Origin of the sequence: Parenemella sanctibonifatiensis (assembly GCF_002250565.1) — a bacterium.
In the GTDB taxonomy this organism is placed as follows: Bacteria; Actinomycetota; Actinomycetes; order Propionibacteriales; family Propionibacteriaceae; genus Parenemella; species Parenemella sanctibonifatiensis.
On sequence record NZ_NMVJ01000006.1, the window covers coordinates 683,493 to 704,839 of the forward strand.

21 protein-coding genes are annotated in these 21,347 nt (G+C 68.0%); 7 read left to right on the forward strand and 14 right to left on the reverse strand.

All coding sequences use genetic code 11. The annotated features are described in order from the left end of the window. Positions 1 to 7: 7 nt before the first annotated feature. From argB to pheS, 5 genes are all read right to left on the reverse strand, one after another. The gene (gene argB / locus CGZ91_RS07745; protein WP_094453926.1) at positions 8 to 976 is read right to left on the reverse strand and encodes an acetylglutamate kinase; all 969 of its coding nucleotides are present in this window, start codon (positions 974 to 976) and stop codon (positions 8 to 10) included. Further along, positions 973 to 2,169: a bifunctional glutamate N-acetyltransferase/amino-acid acetyltransferase ArgJ gene (gene argJ, locus CGZ91_RS07750; RefSeq protein WP_229116496.1), complete on the reverse strand. Its 1,197-nt coding sequence runs from the start codon at positions 2,167 to 2,169 to the stop codon at positions 973 to 975. Before argJ ends, argB begins: the two co-directional genes overlap by 4 nt. Continuing rightward, a complete protein-coding gene (argC, locus tag CGZ91_RS07755) occupies positions 2,166 to 3,197 on the reverse strand; it encodes an N-acetyl-gamma-glutamyl-phosphate reductase (RefSeq protein ID WP_094453928.1) in 1,032 nt (343 codons plus the stop codon). Before argC ends, argJ begins: the two co-directional genes overlap by 4 nt. 63 nt (positions 3,198 to 3,260) lie before the next feature. Continuing rightward, complete coding sequence (gene pheT / locus CGZ91_RS07760; RefSeq protein WP_094453930.1) at positions 3,261 to 5,786, reverse strand: phenylalanine--tRNA ligase subunit beta; 2,526 nt, start codon at positions 5,784 to 5,786, stop codon at positions 3,261 to 3,263. Then, positions 5,783 to 6,859: a phenylalanine--tRNA ligase subunit alpha gene (gene pheS, locus CGZ91_RS07765; protein WP_094453932.1), complete on the reverse strand. Its 1,077-nt coding sequence runs from the start codon at positions 6,857 to 6,859 to the stop codon at positions 5,783 to 5,785. The genes pheT and pheS overlap by 4 nt, the downstream gene beginning before the upstream one ends. Positions 6,860 to 6,962: 103 nt before the next feature. Between pheS and CGZ91_RS07770 the strand changes: the two genes are divergently transcribed. The 3 genes from CGZ91_RS07770 to CGZ91_RS07780 are packed head-to-tail and all read left to right on the forward strand — an operon-like array spanning position 6,963 to position 9,636. Beyond that, complete coding sequence (locus CGZ91_RS07770; protein ID WP_094453934.1) at positions 6,963 to 7,664, forward strand: AMIN-like domain-containing (lipo)protein; 702 nt, start codon at positions 6,963 to 6,965, stop codon at positions 7,662 to 7,664. After that, complete coding sequence (locus tag CGZ91_RS07775) at positions 7,664 to 9,025, forward strand: sensor histidine kinase (protein ID WP_229116497.1); 1,362 nt, start codon at positions 7,664 to 7,666, stop codon at positions 9,023 to 9,025. The genes CGZ91_RS07770 and CGZ91_RS07775 overlap by 1 nt, the downstream gene beginning before the upstream one ends. After that, positions 9,022 to 9,636 carry a response regulator gene (locus tag CGZ91_RS07780; RefSeq protein ID WP_094453936.1) on the forward strand — a complete coding sequence of 205 codons (615 nt, stop codon included), beginning with the start codon at positions 9,022 to 9,024 and terminating at the stop codon, positions 9,634 to 9,636. The genes CGZ91_RS07775 and CGZ91_RS07780 overlap by 4 nt, the downstream gene beginning before the upstream one ends. Positions 9,637 to 9,667: 31 nt before the next feature. Here the strand turns inward: CGZ91_RS07780 and CGZ91_RS07785 are convergent, their stop codons facing one another. From CGZ91_RS07785 to CGZ91_RS07825, 9 genes are all read right to left on the reverse strand, one after another. Further along, positions 9,668 to 10,444, reverse strand: coding sequence for a TrmH family RNA methyltransferase (locus CGZ91_RS07785; RefSeq protein ID WP_229116498.1), 777 nt, complete (start codon positions 10,442 to 10,444; stop codon positions 9,668 to 9,670). Positions 10,445 to 10,567: 123 nt separating this feature from the next. Then, a complete protein-coding gene (gene rplT, locus CGZ91_RS07790; protein WP_094449671.1) occupies positions 10,568 to 10,963 on the reverse strand; it encodes a 50S ribosomal protein L20 in 396 nt (131 codons plus the stop codon). 106 nt (positions 10,964 to 11,069) lie between these two features. After that, positions 11,070 to 11,273, reverse strand: coding sequence for a 50S ribosomal protein L35 (gene rpmI, locus CGZ91_RS07795; protein ID WP_094449670.1), 204 nt, complete (start codon positions 11,271 to 11,273; stop codon positions 11,070 to 11,072). A 97-nt stretch (positions 11,274 to 11,370) separates the two neighbouring features. Further along, complete coding sequence (gene infC / locus CGZ91_RS07800; protein ID WP_229115913.1) at positions 11,371 to 12,054, reverse strand: translation initiation factor IF-3; 684 nt, start codon at positions 12,052 to 12,054, stop codon at positions 11,371 to 11,373. Between the two features lie 231 nt (positions 12,055 to 12,285). Then, on the reverse strand, positions 12,286 to 12,762 hold the full coding sequence (locus CGZ91_RS07805; RefSeq protein WP_094449669.1) for an SseB family protein: 477 nt from the start codon (positions 12,760 to 12,762) through the stop codon (positions 12,286 to 12,288). Position 12,763: 1 nt separating this feature from the next. Then, positions 12,764 to 13,282, reverse strand: a complete 519-nt coding sequence (locus CGZ91_RS07810) for a hypothetical protein (protein WP_094453940.1) — start codon at positions 13,280 to 13,282, stop codon at positions 12,764 to 12,766. 9 nt (positions 13,283 to 13,291) lie between these two features. Further along, positions 13,292 to 13,804 (reverse strand): PH domain-containing protein, encoded by a 513-nt coding sequence (locus CGZ91_RS07815; RefSeq protein ID WP_094453942.1) that lies wholly within the window; start codon positions 13,802 to 13,804, stop codon positions 13,292 to 13,294. Positions 13,805 to 13,821: 17 nt separating this feature from the next. Continuing rightward, positions 13,822 to 14,673 (reverse strand): ATP phosphoribosyltransferase, encoded by an 852-nt coding sequence (gene hisG, locus CGZ91_RS07820; RefSeq protein WP_094453944.1) that lies wholly within the window; start codon positions 14,671 to 14,673, stop codon positions 13,822 to 13,824. A gap of 19 nt (positions 14,674 to 14,692) precedes the next feature. Further along, entirely contained in the window at positions 14,693 to 14,959 is a 267-nt protein-coding gene (locus tag CGZ91_RS07825; protein ID WP_094449665.1) for a phosphoribosyl-ATP diphosphatase, read from the reverse strand. 197 nt (positions 14,960 to 15,156) lie between these two features. Between CGZ91_RS07825 and CGZ91_RS07830 the strand changes: the two genes are divergently transcribed. From CGZ91_RS07830 to CGZ91_RS07845, 4 genes are all read left to right on the forward strand, one after another. Beyond that, positions 15,157 to 16,239 carry an NAD(P)H-dependent glycerol-3-phosphate dehydrogenase gene (locus CGZ91_RS07830; RefSeq protein ID WP_094453945.1) on the forward strand — a complete coding sequence of 361 codons (1,083 nt, stop codon included), beginning with the start codon at positions 15,157 to 15,159 and terminating at the stop codon, positions 16,237 to 16,239. Between the two features lie 52 nt (positions 16,240 to 16,291). After that, complete coding sequence (locus CGZ91_RS07835; RefSeq protein WP_094453947.1) at positions 16,292 to 17,965, forward strand: ribulokinase; 1,674 nt, start codon at positions 16,292 to 16,294, stop codon at positions 17,963 to 17,965. Positions 17,966 to 17,973: 8 nt separating this feature from the next. Beyond that, on the forward strand, positions 17,974 to 18,693 hold the full coding sequence (locus CGZ91_RS07840; protein WP_094453949.1) for an L-ribulose-5-phosphate 4-epimerase: 720 nt from the start codon (positions 17,974 to 17,976) through the stop codon (positions 18,691 to 18,693). Between the two features lie 111 nt (positions 18,694 to 18,804). Next, a complete protein-coding gene (locus tag CGZ91_RS07845; protein ID WP_094454176.1) occupies positions 18,805 to 21,333 on the forward strand; it encodes a phosphoketolase family protein in 2,529 nt (842 codons plus the stop codon). The last annotated feature ends 14 nt before the right edge of the window (positions 21,334 to 21,347 follow it).

Consider the following 21,347-nt stretch of genomic DNA (forward strand, 5'->3'; position numbering starts at 1 on the left):
GGGAAACTCAGCTCGGGCGTGCCACGTCGACGCGCGGGCCGGTCTGGACCGGGCCCACGGGGCTGGGGACCACCGGTCCGGGTTCGTCCGCGGTGACCATCGTGCCGATGCCCTCGTTCGTGAACATCTCCAGCAGCAGCGCATGCTTGACGCGCCCGTCGATGACCGTGGCCCGTTCGACGCCACCACGGACCGCCCGCAAGCAGGCCTCCATCTTGGGGATCATGCCGCTGGCCAGGCTCGGCAACATCTCATCGAGCTCGTCGGCGGTGAGTTGGGCGATCGTGGTCGAGGTGTCGGGCCAGGCCGCGTACAGACCCTCGACATCGGTCAGCGCGACGAGTCGAGCCGCACCCAGCGCTTCGGCGATCGCTGCCGCGGCAGTGTCGGCGTTGAGGTTGTGGATGACACCGTTGACGTCGGGTGCGACGCTGGAGATCACCGGGATCCGACCGGCGTCGATGAGGTCCTGGACCGCATACGGCCGCACCTGGGTGACATCGCCGACCAGGCCGAGGTCGACCTGTTCGCCGTCCACCTCGGCGGTACGCCGCTCGGCCACCATCAGGCCGCCGTCCTCACCCGACTGACCCACCGCCAAGGGGCCGTGCTCGTTGATCAGCCCGACCAACTCCCGGCCCACCTGACCGGTCAGCACCATCCGGACCACTTCCATCACCTGAGGCGTGGTGACCCGGAAGCCGCCGCGGAACTCACTCTCGATGCCCAGGCGCTTGAGCATCGAGGAGATCTGCGGACCGCCGCCGTGGACCACGACGGGTCGAAGTCCGCAGCGCCGCAGGAACACCACGTCTTGGGCGAAGGCCCGCTTGAGGTCGTCGTCGATCATGGCGTTGCCGCCGTACTTGACGACGATGGTCTTGCCACCGTAGCTCTCCAGCCAAGGCAGCGCCTCGATCAGGATGGAGGCCTTGGCGACCTGTTCCTCGGTGGAATGCTGGGTCCGGATCCTCATGTGGAGTACTCCGCGTTCTCCTTGACGTAGTCATAGGTCAGGTCGTTGGTCCACACTGTCGCGCTCGCGTCACCGGCGTACAGCTCGATGTCGATGGTCACTGCGCGGGGGCTCAGGTCCACCAGCGAGCGGTCCTCGCCGATGGCGCCGCCGCGACAGACCTTCACGCCGTTGAAGCTGACGTCGAGTTGGTCGGGGTCGAAGGTGGCGTCGGTGGTGCCGACGCTGGCGAGCACCCGGCCCCAGTTGGGGTCGCTGCCGAAGACGGCGCACTTGAGCAGATTCGACCGGGCCACGCTGCGCGCGACCACGACAGCCTCGTCCTCGCTGATCGCGCCCCGGACGGTCACCGCGATGTCATGGCTGGCACCCTCGGCATCGCTGAGCAGTTGCTGGGCCAGGTCATGGCAGACCGCGGTCAGCGCCGCGGTGAACTCCGACTCCGGCGGCTCTTCCCCACTGGCCCCACTGGCCAGCAGCGCCACGGTGTCATTGGTCGACATGCAGCCGTCGGAATCCAGCCGGTCGAACGTGACCCGAGTCGCCTCCGCCAGAGCGCGCTGGCCGATCTCGGCGGGCACCACCGCATCAGTGGTGATGACCACCAGCATGGTTGCGAGGCCCGGCGCCAACATGCCAGCGCCCTTCGCCATCGCGCCGATGGTCCAGCCCGCCGCGGCACGGTGGCCGGCCTGCTTGGCCCTGGTGTCGGTGGTCATGATGGCCCGGGCCGCGTCAGCGCCGCCATCCTCGCTGAGGGTGCGGCAAGCGTCCGTGATGCCGGCCGACACCAGATCCATCGGCAACCGGGTACCGATCAGGCCGGTGGAGCAGACGGCGACGTCGTCGGCTGCCAGGTCAAGGGCAGTGGCGGTGGCCTGAGCCATCGCACGGGCATCTGCCATCCCGGCTTCACCGGTGCAGGCATTGGCACCGCCCGAGTTGAGCACGATCGCCCGCAGGACGCCATCGGCGACAGCTTGGCGGGTGAGGTGCACCGGCGCTGCGGCGACCCGGTTGCTGGTGAGGACGACCGCGGCATCGTGGCGTGGCCCAATGTTGTGGACAACGGCCAGATCGGAGCGTCCCGACCGCTTGAGACCGGCGGTGACGCCGGCGGCGCGGAAGCCAGCCGGGCTGGTGACACCGAGCGGGGGCCCGTCGGTGGCTGTCACGTCGTGAGGTGTCGTCACGGTGCTACTCCTTGCCCGTGCAGGCCGGTGGTCTCGGGCAGTCCCAGCGCGAGATTCATGCACTGGATGGCTGCCCCGGAGGTGCCCTTGGTGAGGTTGTCGAGTGCGGCGATGGCCACCAACCGGCCGGCGGCCTCGTCGACGGTCACCTGCACCTGGCACATGTTGGATCCGAGCGCCGATTGGGTCTGGGGCCACTGCCCCTCAGGCAGCAGCTGCACGAAGGGCTCGTCGGCGTACGCCTCGAGATAGGCCTGCCGGACCTGGTCCGCGGTGGTCGGACTGGCCAACGGGGCGGTGCAGGTGGCCAGGATGCCGCGCGACATCGGCACCAGCACCGGGGTGAAACTGACGGTCGGCTCAGCGGCGCCAAGCCGGCGTAGGTTCTGCCGGATCTCGGGGTTGTGGCGGTGACCGCCACCGACCCCGTACGCGGTGGCCGAACCGAGCAGTTCTGATGCCATCAGGTGGGCCTTGGCAGCCTTGCCGGCGCCCGACGGTGCCGTCGGCGCGACGATGACGACATCCTCGCCCGTGACCAGGCGCGCGGTGACGGCCGGCAACAGCGCCAAGGTGGCGGTGGTCGGGAAGCATCCCGGCACCGCGACCCGCCGGGTCTGGGCCAACACCTCGCGCTGGCCCGGCAGCTCCGGCATCCCGTAGGGCCAGGTGCCCGCATGGGGGCTGCCGTAGAAGGCCTGCCATTCCTGGCTGGATTCCAGCCGGAAGTCCGCACCGGCGTCGATGACCAGGGTGTCCTGGGAGAGCTCGGCGGCCAGCGGCCCGGAGGCGCCATGCGGCAGCGCCAGGAAGACGACATCGTGGCCTCGCAGCGTGGCCAGTTCGGTGGGTTCGACGATCCGATCGGCGTACGCGCTCAGCTGCGGATGATGCTGGACCAGGCGGTCACCGGCGCTGCTGCGCCCGGTCAGCGCGCCCACCTCCACCTCGGGGTGTTGGGCGAGCAGCCGCAGCAGCTCGCCTCCCGCGTAGCCGGTGCAGCCGGCAATGGCCACCTTCACAGTCATGGGCATAACTATGCCATGACTAGAATAGTTATTCCAGTCTGTTCAGGTGCCCCACCCGGTGACTCAGGTACGCAGGGTCGCGCCCGTCACCCGGGCGGCCTCTGCCACCGCGGCCTCCCGGGCCTTCGCCACCTCTGCGTCCTTGAGCGTGCGGTCGGAGGCACGGAATCGCAGCGCGTATGCCAGCGACACCTTCCCCTCCCCCAACTGCTCACCGGCGTACACGTCGAACAACCGGATCTCCTCCAGCAGCTCGCCGGCACCGGCGACCAGGGCGCGCTCGACCTCGGCCGCGGATGTGCCGGCATCAACCACCAGCGCCACGTCCTCCTTGACCACCGGGTGGGGCGACAGCGCAGCGATGGTGCCGATCGCATCGGCGTGGGCCAACAACAGGTCAAGGTTGATCTCGGCCGCGCAGGCGCGTTCGGGAGCCTTCAGATCAGCCAGCATGCTGGGGTGGAGCTCGCCGGCATGGCCCACCACGACCTCACCGAGGCGGAACTCGGCGCAGCGACCCGGATGGAAGGGTGCGTGGCTCGCGTTCTGGCGGGTCAGCGTGAGGCCCAGCGTCCGAGCGACCGCCTCAACCGCGGCCACAGCGTGCTGCCAGGTGGCCGGTTGAGCCGGCTGGCCCGGCCGTGCCGGCACCCAGGCGCCCGTCAGCAACGCGCCCAGATGGGTCGGCTGGGGTGGCACGCTGGCGGCGAGCTGCTCCAGCTCAGCAGTGCTGGGCCGCTGGGCCAAACTGGGCCGGGGCGCCGGCACCGGGGTCTCGGATGCCCGGAAGACCGAGCCCACCTCGAAGATCGCCAGGTCATCGATGCCACGGCTGGTGTTGCGCAGCGCCGCTCGCAGCAGCCCGGGCAGCAGCGTGGACCGCAGGTCCGGTGAGGTCTCGGCGAGCGGGTTGGCCACCCGCACCGTGTTGCGACGCGGATCGGCCGCCGACACGCCGAGCACGTCGAGATCGTGGTCGGACTGCCACGGCAGCGTCAGCAACTCCACGAAGCCCTGGTCGGCCAGCGCGTGCACCACCGCTCGCCGGGCCCGCTGCCGGGCGGTGTAGCCGCGGCCACCGCTGGCCCGCGGCAGGATGCCGACGATGTTCTCCAGGCCGACCTTCTGGCCGACCTCCTCGACATAGTCATAGGGCTGCACCAGATCGGTACGCCACGTCGGCGGCGTGACCGTGATCTCGCCGCCGGTGCGGGCGACGGTGCACCCCGCTCCCTCCAGCGCCGTCACGACTTGGTCGGCGGTCACCGGCATACCGAGGATCCGCTGCGGCAGATCCACCCCGAAGGTGGTGCTGGGCATCGGCTCCGGCTCACCGGCGACGGTGACCTCCGGGCTGATGGTGCCGCCGGCGTACCTCACCAGCAGCTCAGCGGCGCGCCGGGCGGCAGCGACACAGGCGCCGTGGTCGACGCCACGTTCGAAGCGCTTGGATGACTCCGAGGTGAGCTTGACGGTGCGCGCGGTGCGCGACACCGAGGCCGGTTCGAAAGCGGCTGCCTCGATCACCACGTCGGTGGTGGTCTCACTCATCTCGGTGCTGGCACCGCCCATCACCCCGGCCAGGCCGATCGGGCCGGAATCGTCCACGATCACCAGGTCACCGGCGGCCAGCGTGCGTACCGCGCCGTCCAGCGTGGTCAGCGTCTCCCCGTCATGAGCAGCGCGTACGCCCAGTCCCCCGGCCAACTTGCCGGCGTCGTAACCGTGCAGCGGGTTGCCGAGCTCGAGCATGACGTAGTTGGTGATGTCGATCGGCAGGGACAGCGAGCGGATGTCCGACTGTGCCAACCGACGGCTCATGAAGGCCGGCGTCGGTCGGGTGGGGTCGATCCCAGTCACCGACAGCGCGACGAAGCGGCGGCAACGGGGATCCTCGATGCTCACCGGGATCGCACCCTCGACCGGCGCCAGGTCCGCCGCCACCGGGTCCGGTCCGACCGGGTCGGTGAAGGAGACCTGGAGCGCCTGCCCAAGCTCTCGGGCCAGGCCGCGGATGGACAGGCAGTGGGCCATGTCGGGAGTCACCTCGAGGTCGAAGACGACCTCGTCAGCCCCCAGCAGCGGCAGCGCCGGATCGCCCGGCACCGCGCCATCGAGCAGTTCCTCGCTGAGGACGATGATGCCGTCGCTGCCGTCATCAGGCAGACCGAGCTCGTCGGCGGCGCAGATCATGCCGTCGGAGAGGTGACCGTAGGTCTTGCGGGCGGCGATGGCGAAATCGCCCGGCAGCACCGAGCCGGGCAGCGCGACCACGACTTGATCTCCGACGGAGAAGTTGTGGGCGCCGCAGACGATGCCCCGGCCGTCGGCCCCGTCCGGCCCGAAGGCCGGTGTGTTGTGCTCAGCGCCGACATCGACGGTGCACCAGTTGATGGTCTTGCCGTTCTTCTGTTCCTCCGGCACCAGCGACAGCACTCGACCGACCACGACCGGACCGGTGACCTCGGAGCCGGTGGCGATGTCCTCGACCTCGATGCCGAGCCGGACGAAGGTGTCGCGGAGCTGTTCGGTGGTCAACGAGTCGGGCAGGGCGACGCATTCACGCAACCACGAGACGGGTGCCTTCATCGGGCCACTCCTTGCAGAGAACGGGGGAATCGGACATCGCCTTCGACCATGTCACGCAGGTCGGTGGCATCGTTGCGGAACATGATCGCCCGCTCGATGCCCATGCCGAACGCGAAGCCGCTGTAGACCTCGGGATCGATGCCGCAGGCCTGCAGCACCCGCGGGTTGACGACACCGCAGCCGCCCCACTCGATCCAGCCCTCGGAGTCGCCGGCCCCGGCGAGCTCAAACTTCACATCCACCTCGGCACTGGGCTCAGTGAACGGGAAGTAGTGGGGCCGGAACCGGGTCTGGACGCCCTCGCCGAACAATGCAGTCGACAGGTGATCCAGCACTCCCTTGAGGTGGGCCATTGAGATGCCCTTGTCGATCACGAGGCCCTCGACCTGGTGGAAGACCGGCAGATGGGTGGCGTCGAAGGGGTCAGCCCGGAAGACCTTGCCCGGACACGCGACGTAGAGGGGCAGATCACGCTCCAGCATGGCCCGGATCTGGACCGGGGAGGTCTGCGTACGCAACAGCAGGTGGTGGTCCACCGGCTCGACGAACAGGGTGTCGGACAGCCCCCGGGCAGGGTGGTCCTCGGGCAGGTTGAGGGCGTCGAAGTTCATCCACTCGGTTTCGAGCTCGGGACCTTCGGCAATCTCCCAGCCCATCGCCACCAGGATGTCGGAGACCTCCTCGATCATGCCGGTGATCGGGTGGATCGCTCCCACCGGAGCGACGCCGACCGGCACCGTCATGTCAACGGCTTCGGCTTTCAGCCGGGCGGCCAGTTCGGCCTCGCCGACCTCGACCTCACGCTGTTTGAGGGCTTGGTTCACCCGTCCGCGGGCCTGGCCGATCTGCTTTCCGGCGTCCTTGCGTTCCTGTGGTGGCAGTCCGCCGATCGCACGGTTGGCCAGCGCCAGCGCCGACCGGTCACCCGTGTGAGCCAGACGGGCTTGCTTCAACTCCGCCATGGTGGAGGCGGCGGCAAAAGCCATCAGCGCCTCGGTCACCGCCACCTCGACCTGCTCGGTCGACAGCGGCTTCACCTCCACCGGGTCATCGGTCTTGTTCGGCCCTGACATGGGCTCCCCTCTGGTTCGACGTACCGGGTCAGTCTAGGGAGGTGCACGCCGAGCGTGCGAGCCGTTTCGTCCCCGCCGCCGGCTGCCGGGGTACCGTTCGTCCATGGTGATGCTCTCGGTGGCCCCGGCCCGCCGCCTCGGTACGGCGCTGGCCGCCCTGGCCTTGGTCTGTGGCATCGCAGGCTGTGACGGCGGCACGCCGACTGAACCGGTCGAGCCGACCAGCCCCGATGTCACCACCTTCCAGCCCAGCGCCACGCCGTCGGCCGGTCCGGCCAGCTCGGCCACGCCAACCTCGACCGGGCCATCGCCGGCACCGAGCCCGAGCAGCCCGCCAGCGTCCACGCCGGCCGACGAGGCTCCCAGCGGTGCCCCGTTCACCACTGGCCCCTCGGAATCGGCTGGATTCGGATCAGAGGCGGGTGGCGCCCACGTGGCCGAGGTGGTGCGCTGCGGGCAACACGAAAGCTTCGACCGAGTGGTGGTCGAATACCGTGGCGAAGGCGGCACGCAATGGCATGCCCAACCCGCCGACGGCGCGTACCAATCAGGTTCGGGACGACGCCTCGACGTGGCTGGCGACCGATTCCTGACCGTGGTCATCACCGGTGTCACCAACCCCGAGAACGGCTGGGAGCCGCCGGCGCTACTGGGCTGCGAGGGTGGCGTACTGCGTGGCATCCAACTGGAGTCCCCCTATGAGGGGCAGCAGTTGCTGCATCTGGGACTCGACCGTGACCTCGGCTATCGAATCTCGGTGCTCGATGATCCGCGCCGGGTGGTCATCGACATCGCCCACGACTGATGCCCGACAGTGCCCGCGCCGACACCCAGCCGTCGCTGAGCCTGGTGCGCAGTGCCCTGACCCACGGCGGGCCGGCGACCGGACGTGCCAGCACGATCACCACCTTGATGGTGGTCGGCCAGCACGTGTTGGCGGTGGTGTTGGTCGCGATCGCCGTGATTCGCACCCTGCTCGCCGCTGACGCAGCTCCGCCTCGGGGTGTCGATCATGTTCTCGCCACCATCGCCTGCGGCATCGCGATCCTGGCCTGGCACACTGCCGGCACCTTCCTGCCGAGTCGGTTGCACAGCGGCAAGGTCACCGAACGGCTGGTGGTGGTGTGGCTGCTGGGGCTGGCGGTGGTGTGGGGGGTCGCCGTCGCCGTGTCGGCCGAGTTCGTCTGGGTCGCCTTCCTGCTCTGGCTGCTCGCCGGGCACCTGTTGCCAGTCCGGTGGGGCGTCCCGTTCTCCTTGCTGATCCTGACGGTCACCGCGGTGGCACCGGTGCTGCACCACGGTGGCACCAGCTGGGCCGGAGCCATCGGACCGCTGATCGGGGGTGTCTTCGCGTACGCGGTCTCCCGCGGCTATCTGCAGCTGCTGCGGGATGCCGATGAACGCGAACGATTGCTGGCCTCGCTGACCCGGGCCCACCGCACCATGTCCGAACTCCAGGACGAGCTCGCTGCTGCGGAACGCCAGTCCGGGGCGATTGCGGAACGGACCCGCATCTCGCGAGACCTCCACGACACTGTCGCCCAGTCGTTGTCGTCGATCCGGCTGCTGGCCCACGCCGGCGCCGGACGCAGCCAGGACCCTCAGGCCGCCACAACCCTGAACCAGCTGGAGTCGCTGGCCGGGGAGAGTCTGGCCGACGTACGCCGGATCGTCGCCGCCCTGGCCCCCTCGGAGTTGGAGGATGACGCACTGACTGCCGCGTTGCGTCGGCTGTTGGACCGGGTGCACGACCAGTCCGGTCTGGCCACTGATCTGCACGTCGAGCCGACGGTGCCGAAGTTGCCTGCCGAGGTCGAGATCGCACTGTTGCGGACCGCCCAGTCGGCGCTGGCCAATGTTCGGCTACATGCCCGGGCCGATCGAGTGGTCCTCAGCCTGATCGATGCCGAGGACTCAGTGCGGCTCGACATCACTGACGATGGGATCGGTTTCGATGTCGCGGCCTGGGAACAGCGTGGCTCGACGTCGGGCAGCTTCGGCCTGCGATTCATGCGATCGCGGCTGCGGGAGTTGGGCGGCGGGCTCGACATTGAGAGCACCCCCGGCGAGGGCACGGCCTTGTCGATCCACCTGCCGATCCGTGCCGGCCACGACCAGCACCAACACACCAGCCCGGACATCCGCGCTCATCAGGAGGGCTCATGACCAGCATCCTCATCGTCGACGACCATCCGGTGGTACGGAGCGGCCTCCGAGCCGTGCTGGCCAGCGACGCGATCACGGTCGTGGCCGAGACCGGCACCGGCGAAGAGGCGGTCACGCTGAGCCGAGAACTCACCCCCGACGTGGTGTTGTGTGACCTGCGACTCGGCGAAGGGATGGATGGCATCGAGACCACGGCGGCACTGCGGGCGCTGTCCCAGCCACCGGCCGTGTTGATCCTCACCACCTTCGACCGCGACGCCGAGATCATGGGGGCATTGGAGGCGGGCGCGGCGGGATATCTCCTCAAGGACGCCGACCCTGATGACATTGCCGTGGCCATCGGCCGGGCGGCCAAGGGCGATCTGGTGCTGGCCCCGGATCTGGCCGACCGGGTGCTGCGGGGAATGCGGCGTCCGTTGCCCAAACTCACCGAGCGGGAGACCGAGGTGTTGCGGTTGCTTGCCACCGGCGTCAGCAACAAGGAGATGGCACGGGAGCTTTTCGTGACAGAGGCGACTGTGAAGACCCATCTGGCCCACATCTTCACCAAGCTGGGCGTCGACAGCCGTTCCCGCGCCGTCCATCTGGCTCGGGAAACCGGCCTGGTCTGAGCCCCGGTCCGGCGAGAAACCGGGTCGTGACTCAGCGCCGCTGGGCGGTGGCGCTGGCGTACAGGCAGACGGCGGCAGCCGTGGCGAGGTTGAGGCTTTCGGCCGAGCCATACATCGGGACGCCGACGATGTCGTCAGCTTGGCTGGCAACCTCGGGCGGCAGCCCCCACGCCTCGTTGCCGAGCAGCCAGGCGGTTGGCGCCGCAAGCCGCTCCTCGACCTGGTCCAGCAGCGTGCCGCCACCATCGGCGGCCCACACCTGCAGGCCTTGTGCCCGCACCAGTTCCAACGCCTGCGGCAATGACCGATCGGTGAGGATCGGCAGGTGGAAGATGCTGCCAACGCTGGCGCGGACTGTCTTGGGGTTGGTCAACTCGACCGAACCGGACGTCAGGATCACCGCATCGGCGCCGAACGCGTCGGCAGACCGGATCACGGTGCCGGCGTTGCCCGGATCACGCACCTCGGCACACACCACGACCAACCTGGCGCCGGCCGGCAGGCCCTGGGCCACCGGCGTACGACACACCGCGACCATGCCCTGCGGTGTGACGGTGGAGGTGAGCTGCTTGAGCACGGCCGGCTCCACCTGCCAGCTGGGCAGATCGAACCGCGACAACTCAAGTCCCAGGTCCTCTCCGACCTGCTCCCGTGGGCCGACATGCCACAGCTCCTCGGCGGCACCGGCCCGGATCGCCTCGCGGACCGCCTGCGGCCCCTCGGCCAAGAAGCTCCCGGTGGCGAGCCGATCCTTGCGTCGGGTGAGCCGACGCACGGCGGCCAGTCGGGCCTTGGATGGTGCTGTCACTGGGGTCCTCCCCGGAGCGATGGGCGTGGGTACGCCGCTGGGACGCGGAACGGCCCAACCCGGCGAGCGGATTGGGCCGATTCCACAGATTCAAGCCAGCTGGTCCTCACGGACCGGTGGCGCTCAGGCAGCGGAGGCCTGCCCGGTCGGCTGACCAGCCGAGGTGCCGGCGTGCTTCTTGGCGAGCTCGACCAGGGCGGAGAACGCCTTCGGGTCGGTCACGGCCAGATCGGCCAAAATCTTGCGGTCGACCTCGACACCGGCTGCCTTCAGGCCGCTGATGAAGCGGTTGTAGGTCATGCCGTCAGCGCGGGCAGCGGCATTGATGCGCTGGATCCACAGCTTGCGGAAGTCACCCTTGCGGGCGCGACGGTCCCGGTAGGCGTACACATTGGAGTGGGTGACCTGTTCCTTGGCCTTGCGGTACAGGCGGGAGCGCTGACCGCGGTAACCCGAGGCCTGCTCCAGAATCTCGCGGCGCTTCTTCTTGGCGTTGACTGAACGCTTGACGCGTGCCATCGTCTCTTCTCTTCCTGCGTCGTGTGACGCTCACTTCGTGCGTCTCGGACGCTGTTGCTTGGGTGCCCGTGTCAGGGCCGGGGTGCTGCAGAGAGCTGCAGCGAGGTCACTTGGCGCGCTTGGCCAGCAAGCGGCGGGCCTTCTTCGCATCACCGTTCGCCAGTACTGCGTCACCGCTGAGGCGACGGGTGCGACGGCTGGGCTTGTGCTCGTTCAGGTGCATCTTGCCGGCCTTGCGGTGCATGACCTTGCCCGTACCGGTGACCCTGAATCGCTTCTTGGCACCCGAGTGGGTCTTCTGCTTCGGCATTGCGCCTCTCCGTTTCGTCCTTCACCCTGCAGGGTGCATTTCATGCCGATCTGATCGGCAGGTCCAGGTGCCGGCCCGTGATGGCACCGGCGATCGATCACAGATCGATGTCGGGGTCCATGTTGTCCGCGGGCCCCTTGGCCTTCTTCTTGACCGGTGCAGCGATCTTGCGCTGCTGCGGCAGGTCGGCCTCGGCCGCACTCGCCGCAGCCTCGCGATCCTGGGCGCGCTGGTCCTTCTCGGCCTTGGCTTCCGCCTTGGCCTCGGTCTTCTTGCGGTTCGGGCCGAGCACCATCAGCATGTTGCGGCCCTCCTGCTTCGGTGCGGCCTCGACGTGACCGAACTCCTCCACGTCATCAGCCAAGCGCTTGAGCAGGTTGAAACCCAGCTCCGGACGGCTCTGCTCACGACCACGGAACATGATGGTGATCTTCACCTTGTCCCCACCCTTGAGGAACCGCACGACGTGACCCTTCTTGGTGTCGTAGTCGTGCTGGTCGATCTTGGGGCGGAGCTTCATCTCCTTGATGATCGTGTTCGTCTGGTTGCGACGCGAGTCGCGTGCCTTCTGGGCGTTCTCGTACTTGTACTTGCCGTAATCCATGAGCTTGCAGACCGGCGGGCGCGCCTGCGGCGCCACCTCGACCAGGTCCAGCTCCGCTTCGCGGGCCAGACGCAGCGCGTCCTCGATCCGCACGATGCCCACCTGCTCTCCGGCGGGACCGACCAAACGGACCTCGGGGACGCGGATGCGCTCATTGATGCGGTCTTCAGTGCTGATGCTTCCTCCAAGAAGTGAGTGATGCTGAGCAGAAACAACAAACGGCCCCCGCCATCGGAGGCCGCAACCGTCAGCACACAGACACGCATCAACAACAGATGCGTCATGGTGACGACCTGACCGCCAGGATGTCCCGCAGGCAGGTGGGAGCAGACTCCGCTTGTGAGGATTCGTTGGTCGAATCTCGCCAGTCAAGACTAGCTCACAGATGAGGTGAACACCAATCCGGCCTCAGCCCGACAGCCAGCCGAACTGGCCGTCCTCCAACTCCACCAGCCGCTGTCCCGCAGCCAGCGCCGTCACCACCTGGGGCACCAACTCCAGGGCCACCGGTCCGGCCGGGTCCACCACCACGGTCACCGCTCCGCCGCCGTCGGCCTCCCACTGCTGAGCGGTCCGCGCCACCTCGTCGATGGTGCACTGCACCGGCCGGGCATCGGCCTGCCACGCCTGCAGCGAATCCAGCCCGGTGAAGGTCATCAGCGCACGACGACCGTCGGGAAAGACGACCAACGGCGTACCGGGCTCGTCATGGATGCCGGGCTCGGAGGACTCCTGGGGCACCACCGGGAGCAACAACCGGGCCAGTCCCAGTCCGGCGCAACAACGCAGGTACGCCCGTTGGTCGGCTGTCGCCGCGGCAATCAGGCCGCGCAGGTGGGGATCCGGGGCACCGTCGTCATCCCGGGGAAATCGCTGATGGCGCACGTCACTCGATGCCGCGCTTCTTCAGCAGCGCCTCGATCTCGTCGAAGTCGTCGCCTGCCGAACCACCCTGCTGGGGCGGCGGGGCGGCCGAGCCGCGACCGGCATTGGCACCGGCCTTGCCTTGCGGGCTGGCCTGCCCAGCGCTCACCTGACGCTGGTCCTGCTTCTTGTCGACCTTGGGCTGCTTGGCCTGCTTGGGCTGCCGGCCCTGCTGGCGCTTCGCAATGAACGGCCCGACCACCGCGAGCACCACTGCTACGGCCAGCACGATCAGACCGGCATTCACCATCGGGGTGATCACGAAGTCGGAGAAGAACCGCACCAGAGCGACGATGCCGTCCCACAGCAACTGCAGAACACCGATCAGCCACAACCCCAACGGCAGCAGGCTGAGCCCCAACGTCAGCAGGATCTGACCGATCGGGCGCGCGCTACGACTCCAGATCAGCGCCGAGGCGGCGATCCCGATGACCACGAATCCAATGGCGACCGGCAGCAGGACGGTGTCGGGATACTCCATGGACCCACCCTACTCGTCGTGGTGCCGCTTGGTGGGGAGATCCTCAGGCGCGGCCGGCCCCGTCGGCGCGGCCCCGGACTGGTGCCACAGCCGGGTGAGCCCAGCCATCCCCCGTTGGGACCGCTCTCCCTCGGTCGACAGCACGCCCAGCATCGTCAGGGCTCCGGTGTGGTGGCGGCCCAACAGCGCCGGATCGACCACGCAGACACCGAAGGAGTCGTGTCGCGACATCCTCAGCGCGACCACCTCATCCCAAGGGAACTGGTGTCGTCGCCAGCCGTTGCGGATGGTGATCCCGTGGTGGTCCCCCACCGCGCTCGAGCCGGCCAGGAACCACAGCGCGACCAGCAGCACTGCCAGAAACAGCAGCAGGGTGAGGATCTGCGGGAGGGTGAACAGGGCACGGGTCTCGGGCGCCATGCCGAACCAGAACAGCAACGAACCGGCCACCAGCGCCACGGTGGTGACCGCTGCGACGATGATCAGCCCACGAGGGCGGATGACGACCCGATCGGCAGCCATCGCCGGTTCGCCCTCCCTCACAGCCTGGACGCGGCGATGTCGCTCACCAGGATCGCTCGCGCCCCGGCGTCCCACAGCGCGTCCATGGTGCGGTGGGCCTCGCCGCGCTCGACCATCGCGCGTACGGCGACCCAGCCGTCCTTGGCCAGCTTCGACACGGTCGGCGCATCCAGGCCGGGCGCCACCGCGGTCGTCGCGGCCAGCTGGTCCTCGGCGACGTTGTAGTCGAGCATCACGTAGTTGCGTGCCACCAGCACACCCGCCAGCCGGCGTTCCAGCAGCTCCAGGCCGGCGCGGGGCGCCTCGCCGCGTTCGATGAGCACGGCCTCGGACTGCAGCAGCGGGTCGCCGAACAGTTCCAGCCCGGCCCGCCGCAGCGTGGTCCCGGTCTCCACCACATCAGCGATGACATCTGCCACGCCCAGCCGGATCGCCGATTCGACGGCCCCGTCGAGCCGGATCAGTCGGGCCTCGACGCCGTGTTCGGCCAGATGGGAGGCCACCAGCCCCGGGTAGGAGCAGGCGATGCGTACGCCCTGCAGCTTTGCCAGGTCCCAGCTCTCGTTGGCCGGAGCGGCGAAACGGAACTTGCTGCGTCCAAAACCCAGCGGCATCACCTCACGGGCATTGGCGCCGGAGTCGAGCAGCATGTCACGGCCGGTGATGCCCAGGTCGAGCGTGCCCTCGCCCACGTACACCGCGATGTCGCGGGGGCGCAGGTAGTAGAACTCGACCCCGTTGGCCGGGTCCGCCAACACCAAGTCCTTCGTGTCGGTGCGCTGACGGAAGCCCGCCTCACGCAACATCTGGGCAGCAGCCTCCGACAGGGAGCCCTTGTTGGGCACGGCAATCTTGATCAGGTCAGTCATGGTTTCCGTCCTGCACGCCTCAGAGGTGGGCGTACACATCCTCCAGGTCCAGGTCCAGGGCGATCATCATGGTCTGCAGGTGATAGAGCAGCTGGCTGATCTCCTCAGCTGCCTCCTCCCGGCTCTCGTACTCGGCGGCCATCCAGACCTCTGCGGCTTCCTCGACGACCTTCTTGCCGATGGCATGCACGCCGGCGTCCAGCCGCGCCACCGTCCCGGATCCCTCCGGACGGTCCTGCTTGATGCGCTGCAGCTCCGCGAAGAGCTCCTCGAACGACTTGGCCACGACATCCTCTCTCGGCGGCGGACGAGACCGGCCGGCCCCACCTCGACGGCCCGGGCAGCCGGGCACGGCTCCAGCCTATTGCTTCGGCTGCCTCGGTCGCCTCCCCGTTCAGCCACCAGATGGTGCCGTCCGCACCCCCTGCCCGGTCGTCAGACCCTGGCGTTAGGCTCACAGCACTACACCTTCAGGAGGCAACCATGGCAACGGTCGCAATCCTCGGGGCGGGGATCATGGCAACTGCGCTGACCTTTCCCCTCACCGACAACGGGCACGAAGTGCGCTTGGTGGGCACCCATCTGGACCGGGACATCATTGAGTCCATCCAGCAGTCCGGGCTGCATCCCGACTTGGATCTCACCGTTGCCGACGGGGTCACGGCGTACCAGTTGGAGGATGCCGCCACGGCCTTCCAGGGTGTCGACGTCGCCATGTCCGGGGTCAACTCCTTCGGGGTGCACTGGGCCGGTGAACAGCTGGCCGGCCTGATCGAGCCGGGCATGAAGGTGCTGTCGATCACCAAGGGCATGGAGACCGACGACGAAGGCAACCTCACCATCCTGCCCGAGGTGTTGAAGTCGAAGATCGCGCCCGAGTTGGTCAGCCAGGTGACGTGGTCGGCCATCGTCGGTCCCTCGATCGCCGGCGAACTGGCGGTTCGACACGACACTGCGGTGGTCTTCTGCGGTGAGGATCAAGCCAGCCTCGACGAACTCGCCCAGATGTTCCGCACCGACTATTACCACGTCTGGACCTCCACCGATTTCATCGGACACGAGGTCGGCGCAGCGATGAAGAACATCTACGCCTTCGCCGCCGGTTTTGCCCAGGGGCTGATCGACAAGAACGGCGAACAGGGCCAGCGATACGGCCGCTTCAACTACGGTGCAGCACTGTTTGCCGAGGGTCAGACCGAGATGGAGCAGTTCATGGAACTGCTCGGCGGTGACCCGCGTACCGCCCGCGGTCTGGGTGGGGTCGGTGACATGTTCGTCACCTCGATGGGCGGCCGCAATGTCCGCGCCGGGGCATACGTCGGCGCCGGCGTACCTTTCTCCGAGGTCCGCGACCAGCACATGAAGGGCGTCACCCTGGAGGGAGTCGCCGCGATCCGCAAGGTCGGCAGCGCACTGGCGCCGCTCACCGATCGCGGTGTGATCCGGCCCGAGGACTTCCCGTTGCTGCGTCACCTGTACGCGATCATCGCCGAGGATGCGCCGCTGGAGATCCCTTGGGACTCATTCTTCACCGCGCCCGGAATGCCCGTCACCGGTCGCCCCTGAATCACCTCTGGTCCATCACCATCCCCTACGCCGCCTGAGTGAAGGAGCTCACATGAGCGAGAAGTTCGTCATCGGTATCGACTTCGGCACCCTGTCCGGCCGCGCTGCAGTGGTCAGCACCGCGGACGGCAGCGAGCACGGCCCCGGTGCGATCACCGAGTTTCGGCACCAGATCATGGACCACCGGCTCGATGCCGGCGACGGCCAGCAATTGCCGCCCGACTTTGCGCTCCAGGTCCCGCAGGACTACATCGAGGTGCTGCAGACCGCGGTTCCCGAGGCCGTCGAGGCCTCCGGCGTCGCGGTCGAGGACATCGTCGGCATCGGCATCGACTTCACCTCCTCGACGGTGGTGGCGGCCAAGGCTGACGGCACCCCGGTGTGTGAGTTGGACGAGTTCAAGAATCGCCCGCACGCCTACGTGAAGTTGTGGAAGCACCACGGCGCCGAGGAGCAGGCCCGTCGCATCGTCGAGGTGGCCGAGCAGCGCAACGAAGCTTGGCTGCCCCGCTACGGCGGGACGCTCAGCTCGGAGATGTTGCTGCCCAAGGCGTTGGAGACCTTCGAGGTCGACCGGGAGGTCTACGACGCCACCGAGGAGTTCGTCGACGCGCTGGACTGGATCGTGTGGCGGATGACCGGATCGCTGGTCTATTCGGCCGGCGACTCGGGCTACAAGCGGATGTACCAGGACGGCGCCTATCCCACCGAGGACTTCCTGGAGGCGGTGGCGCCGGGCTTCGGCAAGGTCTACACCGAGAAGATGGCGCACGACGTGCAGCCGCTGGGGTCCAAGGCCGGTGAGTTGACCGAGGAGGCGGCTGGCTGGATGGGGCTGCAGCCCGGGATCGCGGTGGCGGTTGGCAACATCGATGCGCACGTCACGGCGGCCGCCGTGCAGGCCGTCGAGCCGGGTCAGTTGACCGCCATCATGGGCACCTCGGCCTGCTACGTGGTCTCCAACGACGAGCTCCGTGAGGTGCCGGGCATGTTCGGCGTCGTCGACGGCGGCATCGTTGAGGGAGCTTGGGGCTTCGAGGCCGGACAGACCGGCATGGGCGATGTGTACGCCTGGTTCGTCGACAACCTGGTCCCCACCAGCTACCACGAGGAGGCTGCCGAAAAGGGCGTCTCCCTGCATGCCCTGCTCACCACCAAGGGTGCCGAACGTGAGATCGGCGAGCATGGCCTGATCGCGATCGACTGGCACAACGGCAACCGCTCCATTCTGGTCGACAACGACCTGTCGGGCCTGTTCCTGGGCCTGAGCCTGGCCACCCGCGCCGAGGACATGTACCGCAGCCTGTTGGAGGCGACCAGCTTCGGACTGCGGATCATCCTGGAGTCCTTCGAGGAAGCCGGCGTCGAGGTCAGCGAGATCGTCATGGCCGGCGGTCTCCTGAAGAACACCTGGCTGATGCAGCTGATGTGCGATGTCATCAACAAGCCACTCTCGGTGGCCACCACCGAGCAAGGCGGTGCGCTCGGTTCGGCGGTGCACGCTGCGGTCGCCGCGGGTGTGTACGGCAGCGTCGCCGAGGGGTCGCGGGCGATGGGCGGCAAGGAGAAGGACGCCTACCTGCCCGACCAGGCCCGACACGAGGCGTACGACGAGCTGTTCGCCGAGTACCGCACCCTGCACGACTACTTCGGGCGCGGTGAGAACGAGGTCATGCACGTGCTCAAGAAGATCCGTCGCCGGGCGGCGGCCAAGCGCAAGGCCTGACGGCGACGATGGCAGCACAGTTACGGCTCACAGAACTGCCCGGCCACGTCCGTGAGGCTGTCGCCTCGGCCCGGGAGCAGGTGGCGCGGTTGCATGCCGAGCTGCCTCGCTGGGAGCTGGTGGTGTGGACCGCTGGGAATGTCTCCCAGCGTGTCCCGGTGCCGGACGGCGAGGACCTGTTCGTCATCAAACCCTCCGGGGTCTCCTATGACGAGTTGTCCGCCGACACGATGGTGGTCTGCACCCTGGCCGGGGAGAAGATCGACGACGGTACGCCAGCCGCCCTGTCGCCCTCCTCGGACACCGCCGCCCATGCGTGCGTCTATCGGGAGATGCCGCAGGTCGGCGGCGTGGTCCACACCCATTCGACCTACGCCACCGCGTGGGCGGCCCGCGGCGAGGCGATCCCCTGTGTGCTGACGATGATGGCCGACGAGTTCGGCGGCGAGATCCCCGTCGGCCCACTCGCCATCATCGGCGACGACTCCATCGGACGCGGCATCGTCGACACCCTGCGTGATCATCGCTCGCCGGCGGTACTGATGCGCAACCACGGGCCGTTCACGATTGGCGCCGATGCGCGCGCCGCGGTCAAGGCCGCGGTGATGTGCGAGGAGGTCGCGCGCACGGTCCACATCTCCCACCAGTTGGGTGAGCCACTGCCCATCCCGGACCACACCATCGACCAGCTCTACGACCGATACCAGAACGTCTACGGTCAGCGCTGAGACCTTGCCACCCCTGCCGCGGCGGGGTCTGGGCGGATCAGTATCGTCAGCTTCAGAACTCATGCCGACCGCCCGGCAGCCGCCGGAGTGGTCCCAGCTGTGGAGGTACTGATGACGTCTGAGCACACCACTGCATCCTCGACTGAGGGGCGCGCCGAACATCTCATCGCGAACTCGCAGACCACCGTCGCGACGCACGCGTGGCGGCCCGGTCCCGACACTGGCATCGACCACTCGACGGCCGAGCGCCTGGACCGGTGGTGGCGGGCCGCCAACTACCTCTCAGTGGGACAGATCTATCTGCTCGACAACCCGATGCTGCGCACCCAGCTGACCCGCGACCACGTCAAGCCACGGCTGTTGGGGCATTGGGGCACCACCCCGGGCCTGAACTTCCTGTACGCCCACATGACCCGCGCCATCGCCGAGCGGTCCCAACCGACGATCTACATCACTGGCCCCGGTCACGGCGGGCCCGGCCTGGTCGCGAACACCTACCTCGAAGGCACGTACAGCGAGGTCTACTCCGACATCACCCCCGACGACGAGGGGATGCGGCGACTGTTCCGCCAGTTCTCCTTCCCGGGTGGGGTCCCCTCCCATGTTGCCCCGGAGACGCCCGGCTCGATCCACGAGGGCGGCGAACTCGGTTACGCGTTGTCCCATGCGTACGGTGCGGTGTTCGACAACCCTGACCTGCTGGCCTTCACGGTGATCGGTGACGGTGAGGCCGAGACCGGTCCATTGGCGACTGCCTGGCACTCCAACAAGTTCCTCAATCCGAAGCAGGACGGTGTGGTGCTGCCCGTACTCCACCTCAATGGCTACAAGATCGCCAACCCGACCGTGTTGGCGCGGATCCCCGAGTCCGAACTGGTCGCGTTGCTGCAGGGCTACGGCTACCGCCCGCACCTGTTCGAGGCGGAGGCCGACGAGGATCCGATCGCGGTGCACACCCGGTTTGCCGAGATCCTCGACACGGCCCTGGACGAGATCGCCGAGATCAAGGCCGAGGCGGCCGGCAAGGACGTGCTGGAGGTGACCCGGCCGCTGTGGCCGGCGATCGTCTTCCGGACCCCGAAGGGCTGGACCGGCCCGGCCTCGATCGACGGCAAGCAGACGGAGGGATCGTGGCGTTCGCACCAGGTGCCGCTGTCCAGCGCCCGCGACACCGAGGAACACCTCAATGACCTGGCCGAGTGGTTGCAGAGCTACCGGCCCGAGGAACTCTTCGACGAGTCCGGCGCGCTGCGGTCCGACATCGCCGCCTTGGCGCCCAAGGGCGACCTGAGGATGGGGGCCACGCCGTACGCCAACGGCGGCCGGATCCTGCGTGACCTGCGGCTGCCTGACTTCCGCGACTTCGCCGTCGAGGTGGAGCGCCCCGGCGCCACCGCGACCGAGGCACCACGGGTGATGGGCTCCTACCTGGCCGAAGTGATCCGGCGCAATCCGGACAACTTCCGCATCTTCGCCCCAGACGAATTGGCGTCGAACCGACTCCAGAACGTCTATGAGGTCACCGCCAAGCAATGGCTGGCCGACGACACCGGCGCCGGACCCGACGACCATCTGGCCCGCGCCGGCCGGGTGATGGAGATGTTGTCCGAACACCAGTGCCAGGGCTGGCTCGAGGGCTATCTGCTCACCGGCCGCCACGGCATCTTCACCTCCTACGAGGCGTTCATCCACATCGTCGACTCGATGTTCAACCAGCACGCCAAGTGGCTCAAGGTCACCGACGAGATCGACTGGCGGCCACCGATCGCCTCGCTGAACTACTTCCTCAGCTCGCACGTGTGGCGGCAGGACCACAACGGTTTCTCCCACCAGGATCCGGGCTTCATCGACCACGTGGTGAACAAGAAGGCCGACGTGATCCGGGTCTACCTGCCGCCGGACGCGAACACGCTGCTGTCCACGATCGACCACTGCCTGGACTCCAAGCAGTACGTCAACGTCGTCGTGGCCGGCAAGCAGCCCACGGCGAACCTGCTCGACATGGATGCGGCAGTGAAGCACTGCACCCGTGGTCTGGGCATCTTCGAGTGGGCCGGCACCGAGAGGCCCGGTGAGGCACCCGATGTGGTGCTGGGGTGCGCCGGTGACATCCCGACCCTGGAGGTGTTGGCCGCAGCCGACATCCTCCGCAACGAGATCCCGGACTTGGCCGTACGCGTGGTCAACGTCGTCGATCTGATGCGGTTGCAGGACGAGAAGGAGCACCCGCACGGCCTCAGCAACCGCAGCTTCGACACGATCTTCACCGCAGACAAGCCGATCATCTTCGCCTACCACGGCTATCCGTGGTTGATCCATCGGCTCACCTACCGCCGACATGGACACTCCAACCTGCACGTCCGCGGCTACAAGGAGGAGGGCACCACCACGACGCCCTTCGACATGGTCATGCTCAACGACATGGACCGCTTCCACCTGGTCATGGATGTCATCGACCACGTGCCGGGCCTGGCCCAGCAGCAGGCCGCCCTGCGGCAGCAGATGGAGGACAACCGGATCACGGCCCGGCAGTGGACCCGGGCCCATGGTGAGGACTGGCCCGAGGTCGCCGACTGGAAGTGGGGTTCCGAGGGCGAGGCCGTCCACGGCAGCACGGACACCGGCGGTGACAACGACTGAGCCCGGGCACCCGG

Excerpts from the sequence above, each read along its gene's own strand:
- argB (WP_094453926.1), bottom strand. The coding sequence starts at position 976 with ATGAGGATCCGGACCCAGCATTCCACCGAGGAACAGGTCGCCAAGGCC.
- argC (WP_094453928.1), bottom strand. The coding sequence starts at position 3,197 with ATGACTGTGAAGGTGGCCATTGCCGGCTGCACCGGCTACGCGGGAGGC.
- pheT (WP_094453930.1), bottom strand. The coding sequence starts at position 5,786 with ATGAAGGCACCCGTCTCGTGGTTGCGTGAATGCGTCGCCCTGCCCGAC.
- pheS (WP_094453932.1), bottom strand. The coding sequence starts at position 6,859 with ATGTCAGGGCCGAACAAGACCGATGACCCGGTGGAGGTGAAGCCGCTG.
- CGZ91_RS07770 (WP_094453934.1), top strand. The coding sequence starts at position 6,963 with ATGGTGATGCTCTCGGTGGCCCCGGCCCGCCGCCTCGGTACGGCGCTG.
- CGZ91_RS07775 (WP_229116497.1), top strand. The coding sequence starts at position 7,664 with ATGCCCGACAGTGCCCGCGCCGACACCCAGCCGTCGCTGAGCCTGGTG.
- CGZ91_RS07780 (WP_094453936.1), top strand. The coding sequence starts at position 9,022 with ATGACCAGCATCCTCATCGTCGACGACCATCCGGTGGTACGGAGCGGC.
- rplT (WP_094449671.1), bottom strand. The coding sequence starts at position 10,963 with ATGGCACGCGTCAAGCGTTCAGTCAACGCCAAGAAGAAGCGCCGCGAG.
- rpmI (WP_094449670.1), bottom strand. The coding sequence starts at position 11,273 with ATGCCGAAGCAGAAGACCCACTCGGGTGCCAAGAAGCGATTCAGGGTC.
- CGZ91_RS07810 (WP_094453940.1), bottom strand. The coding sequence starts at position 13,282 with ATGGAGTATCCCGACACCGTCCTGCTGCCGGTCGCCATTGGATTCGTG.
- CGZ91_RS07815 (WP_094453942.1), bottom strand. The coding sequence starts at position 13,804 with ATGGCTGCCGATCGGGTCGTCATCCGCCCTCGTGGGCTGATCATCGTC.
- hisG (WP_094453944.1), bottom strand. The coding sequence starts at position 14,673 with ATGACTGACCTGATCAAGATTGCCGTGCCCAACAAGGGCTCCCTGTCG.
- CGZ91_RS07830 (WP_094453945.1), top strand. The coding sequence starts at position 15,157 with ATGGCAACGGTCGCAATCCTCGGGGCGGGGATCATGGCAACTGCGCTG.
- CGZ91_RS07835 (WP_094453947.1), top strand. The coding sequence starts at position 16,292 with ATGAGCGAGAAGTTCGTCATCGGTATCGACTTCGGCACCCTGTCCGGC.
- CGZ91_RS07840 (WP_094453949.1), top strand. The coding sequence starts at position 17,974 with ATGGCAGCACAGTTACGGCTCACAGAACTGCCCGGCCACGTCCGTGAG.
- CGZ91_RS07845 (WP_094454176.1), top strand. The coding sequence starts at position 18,805 with ATGACGTCTGAGCACACCACTGCATCCTCGACTGAGGGGCGCGCCGAA.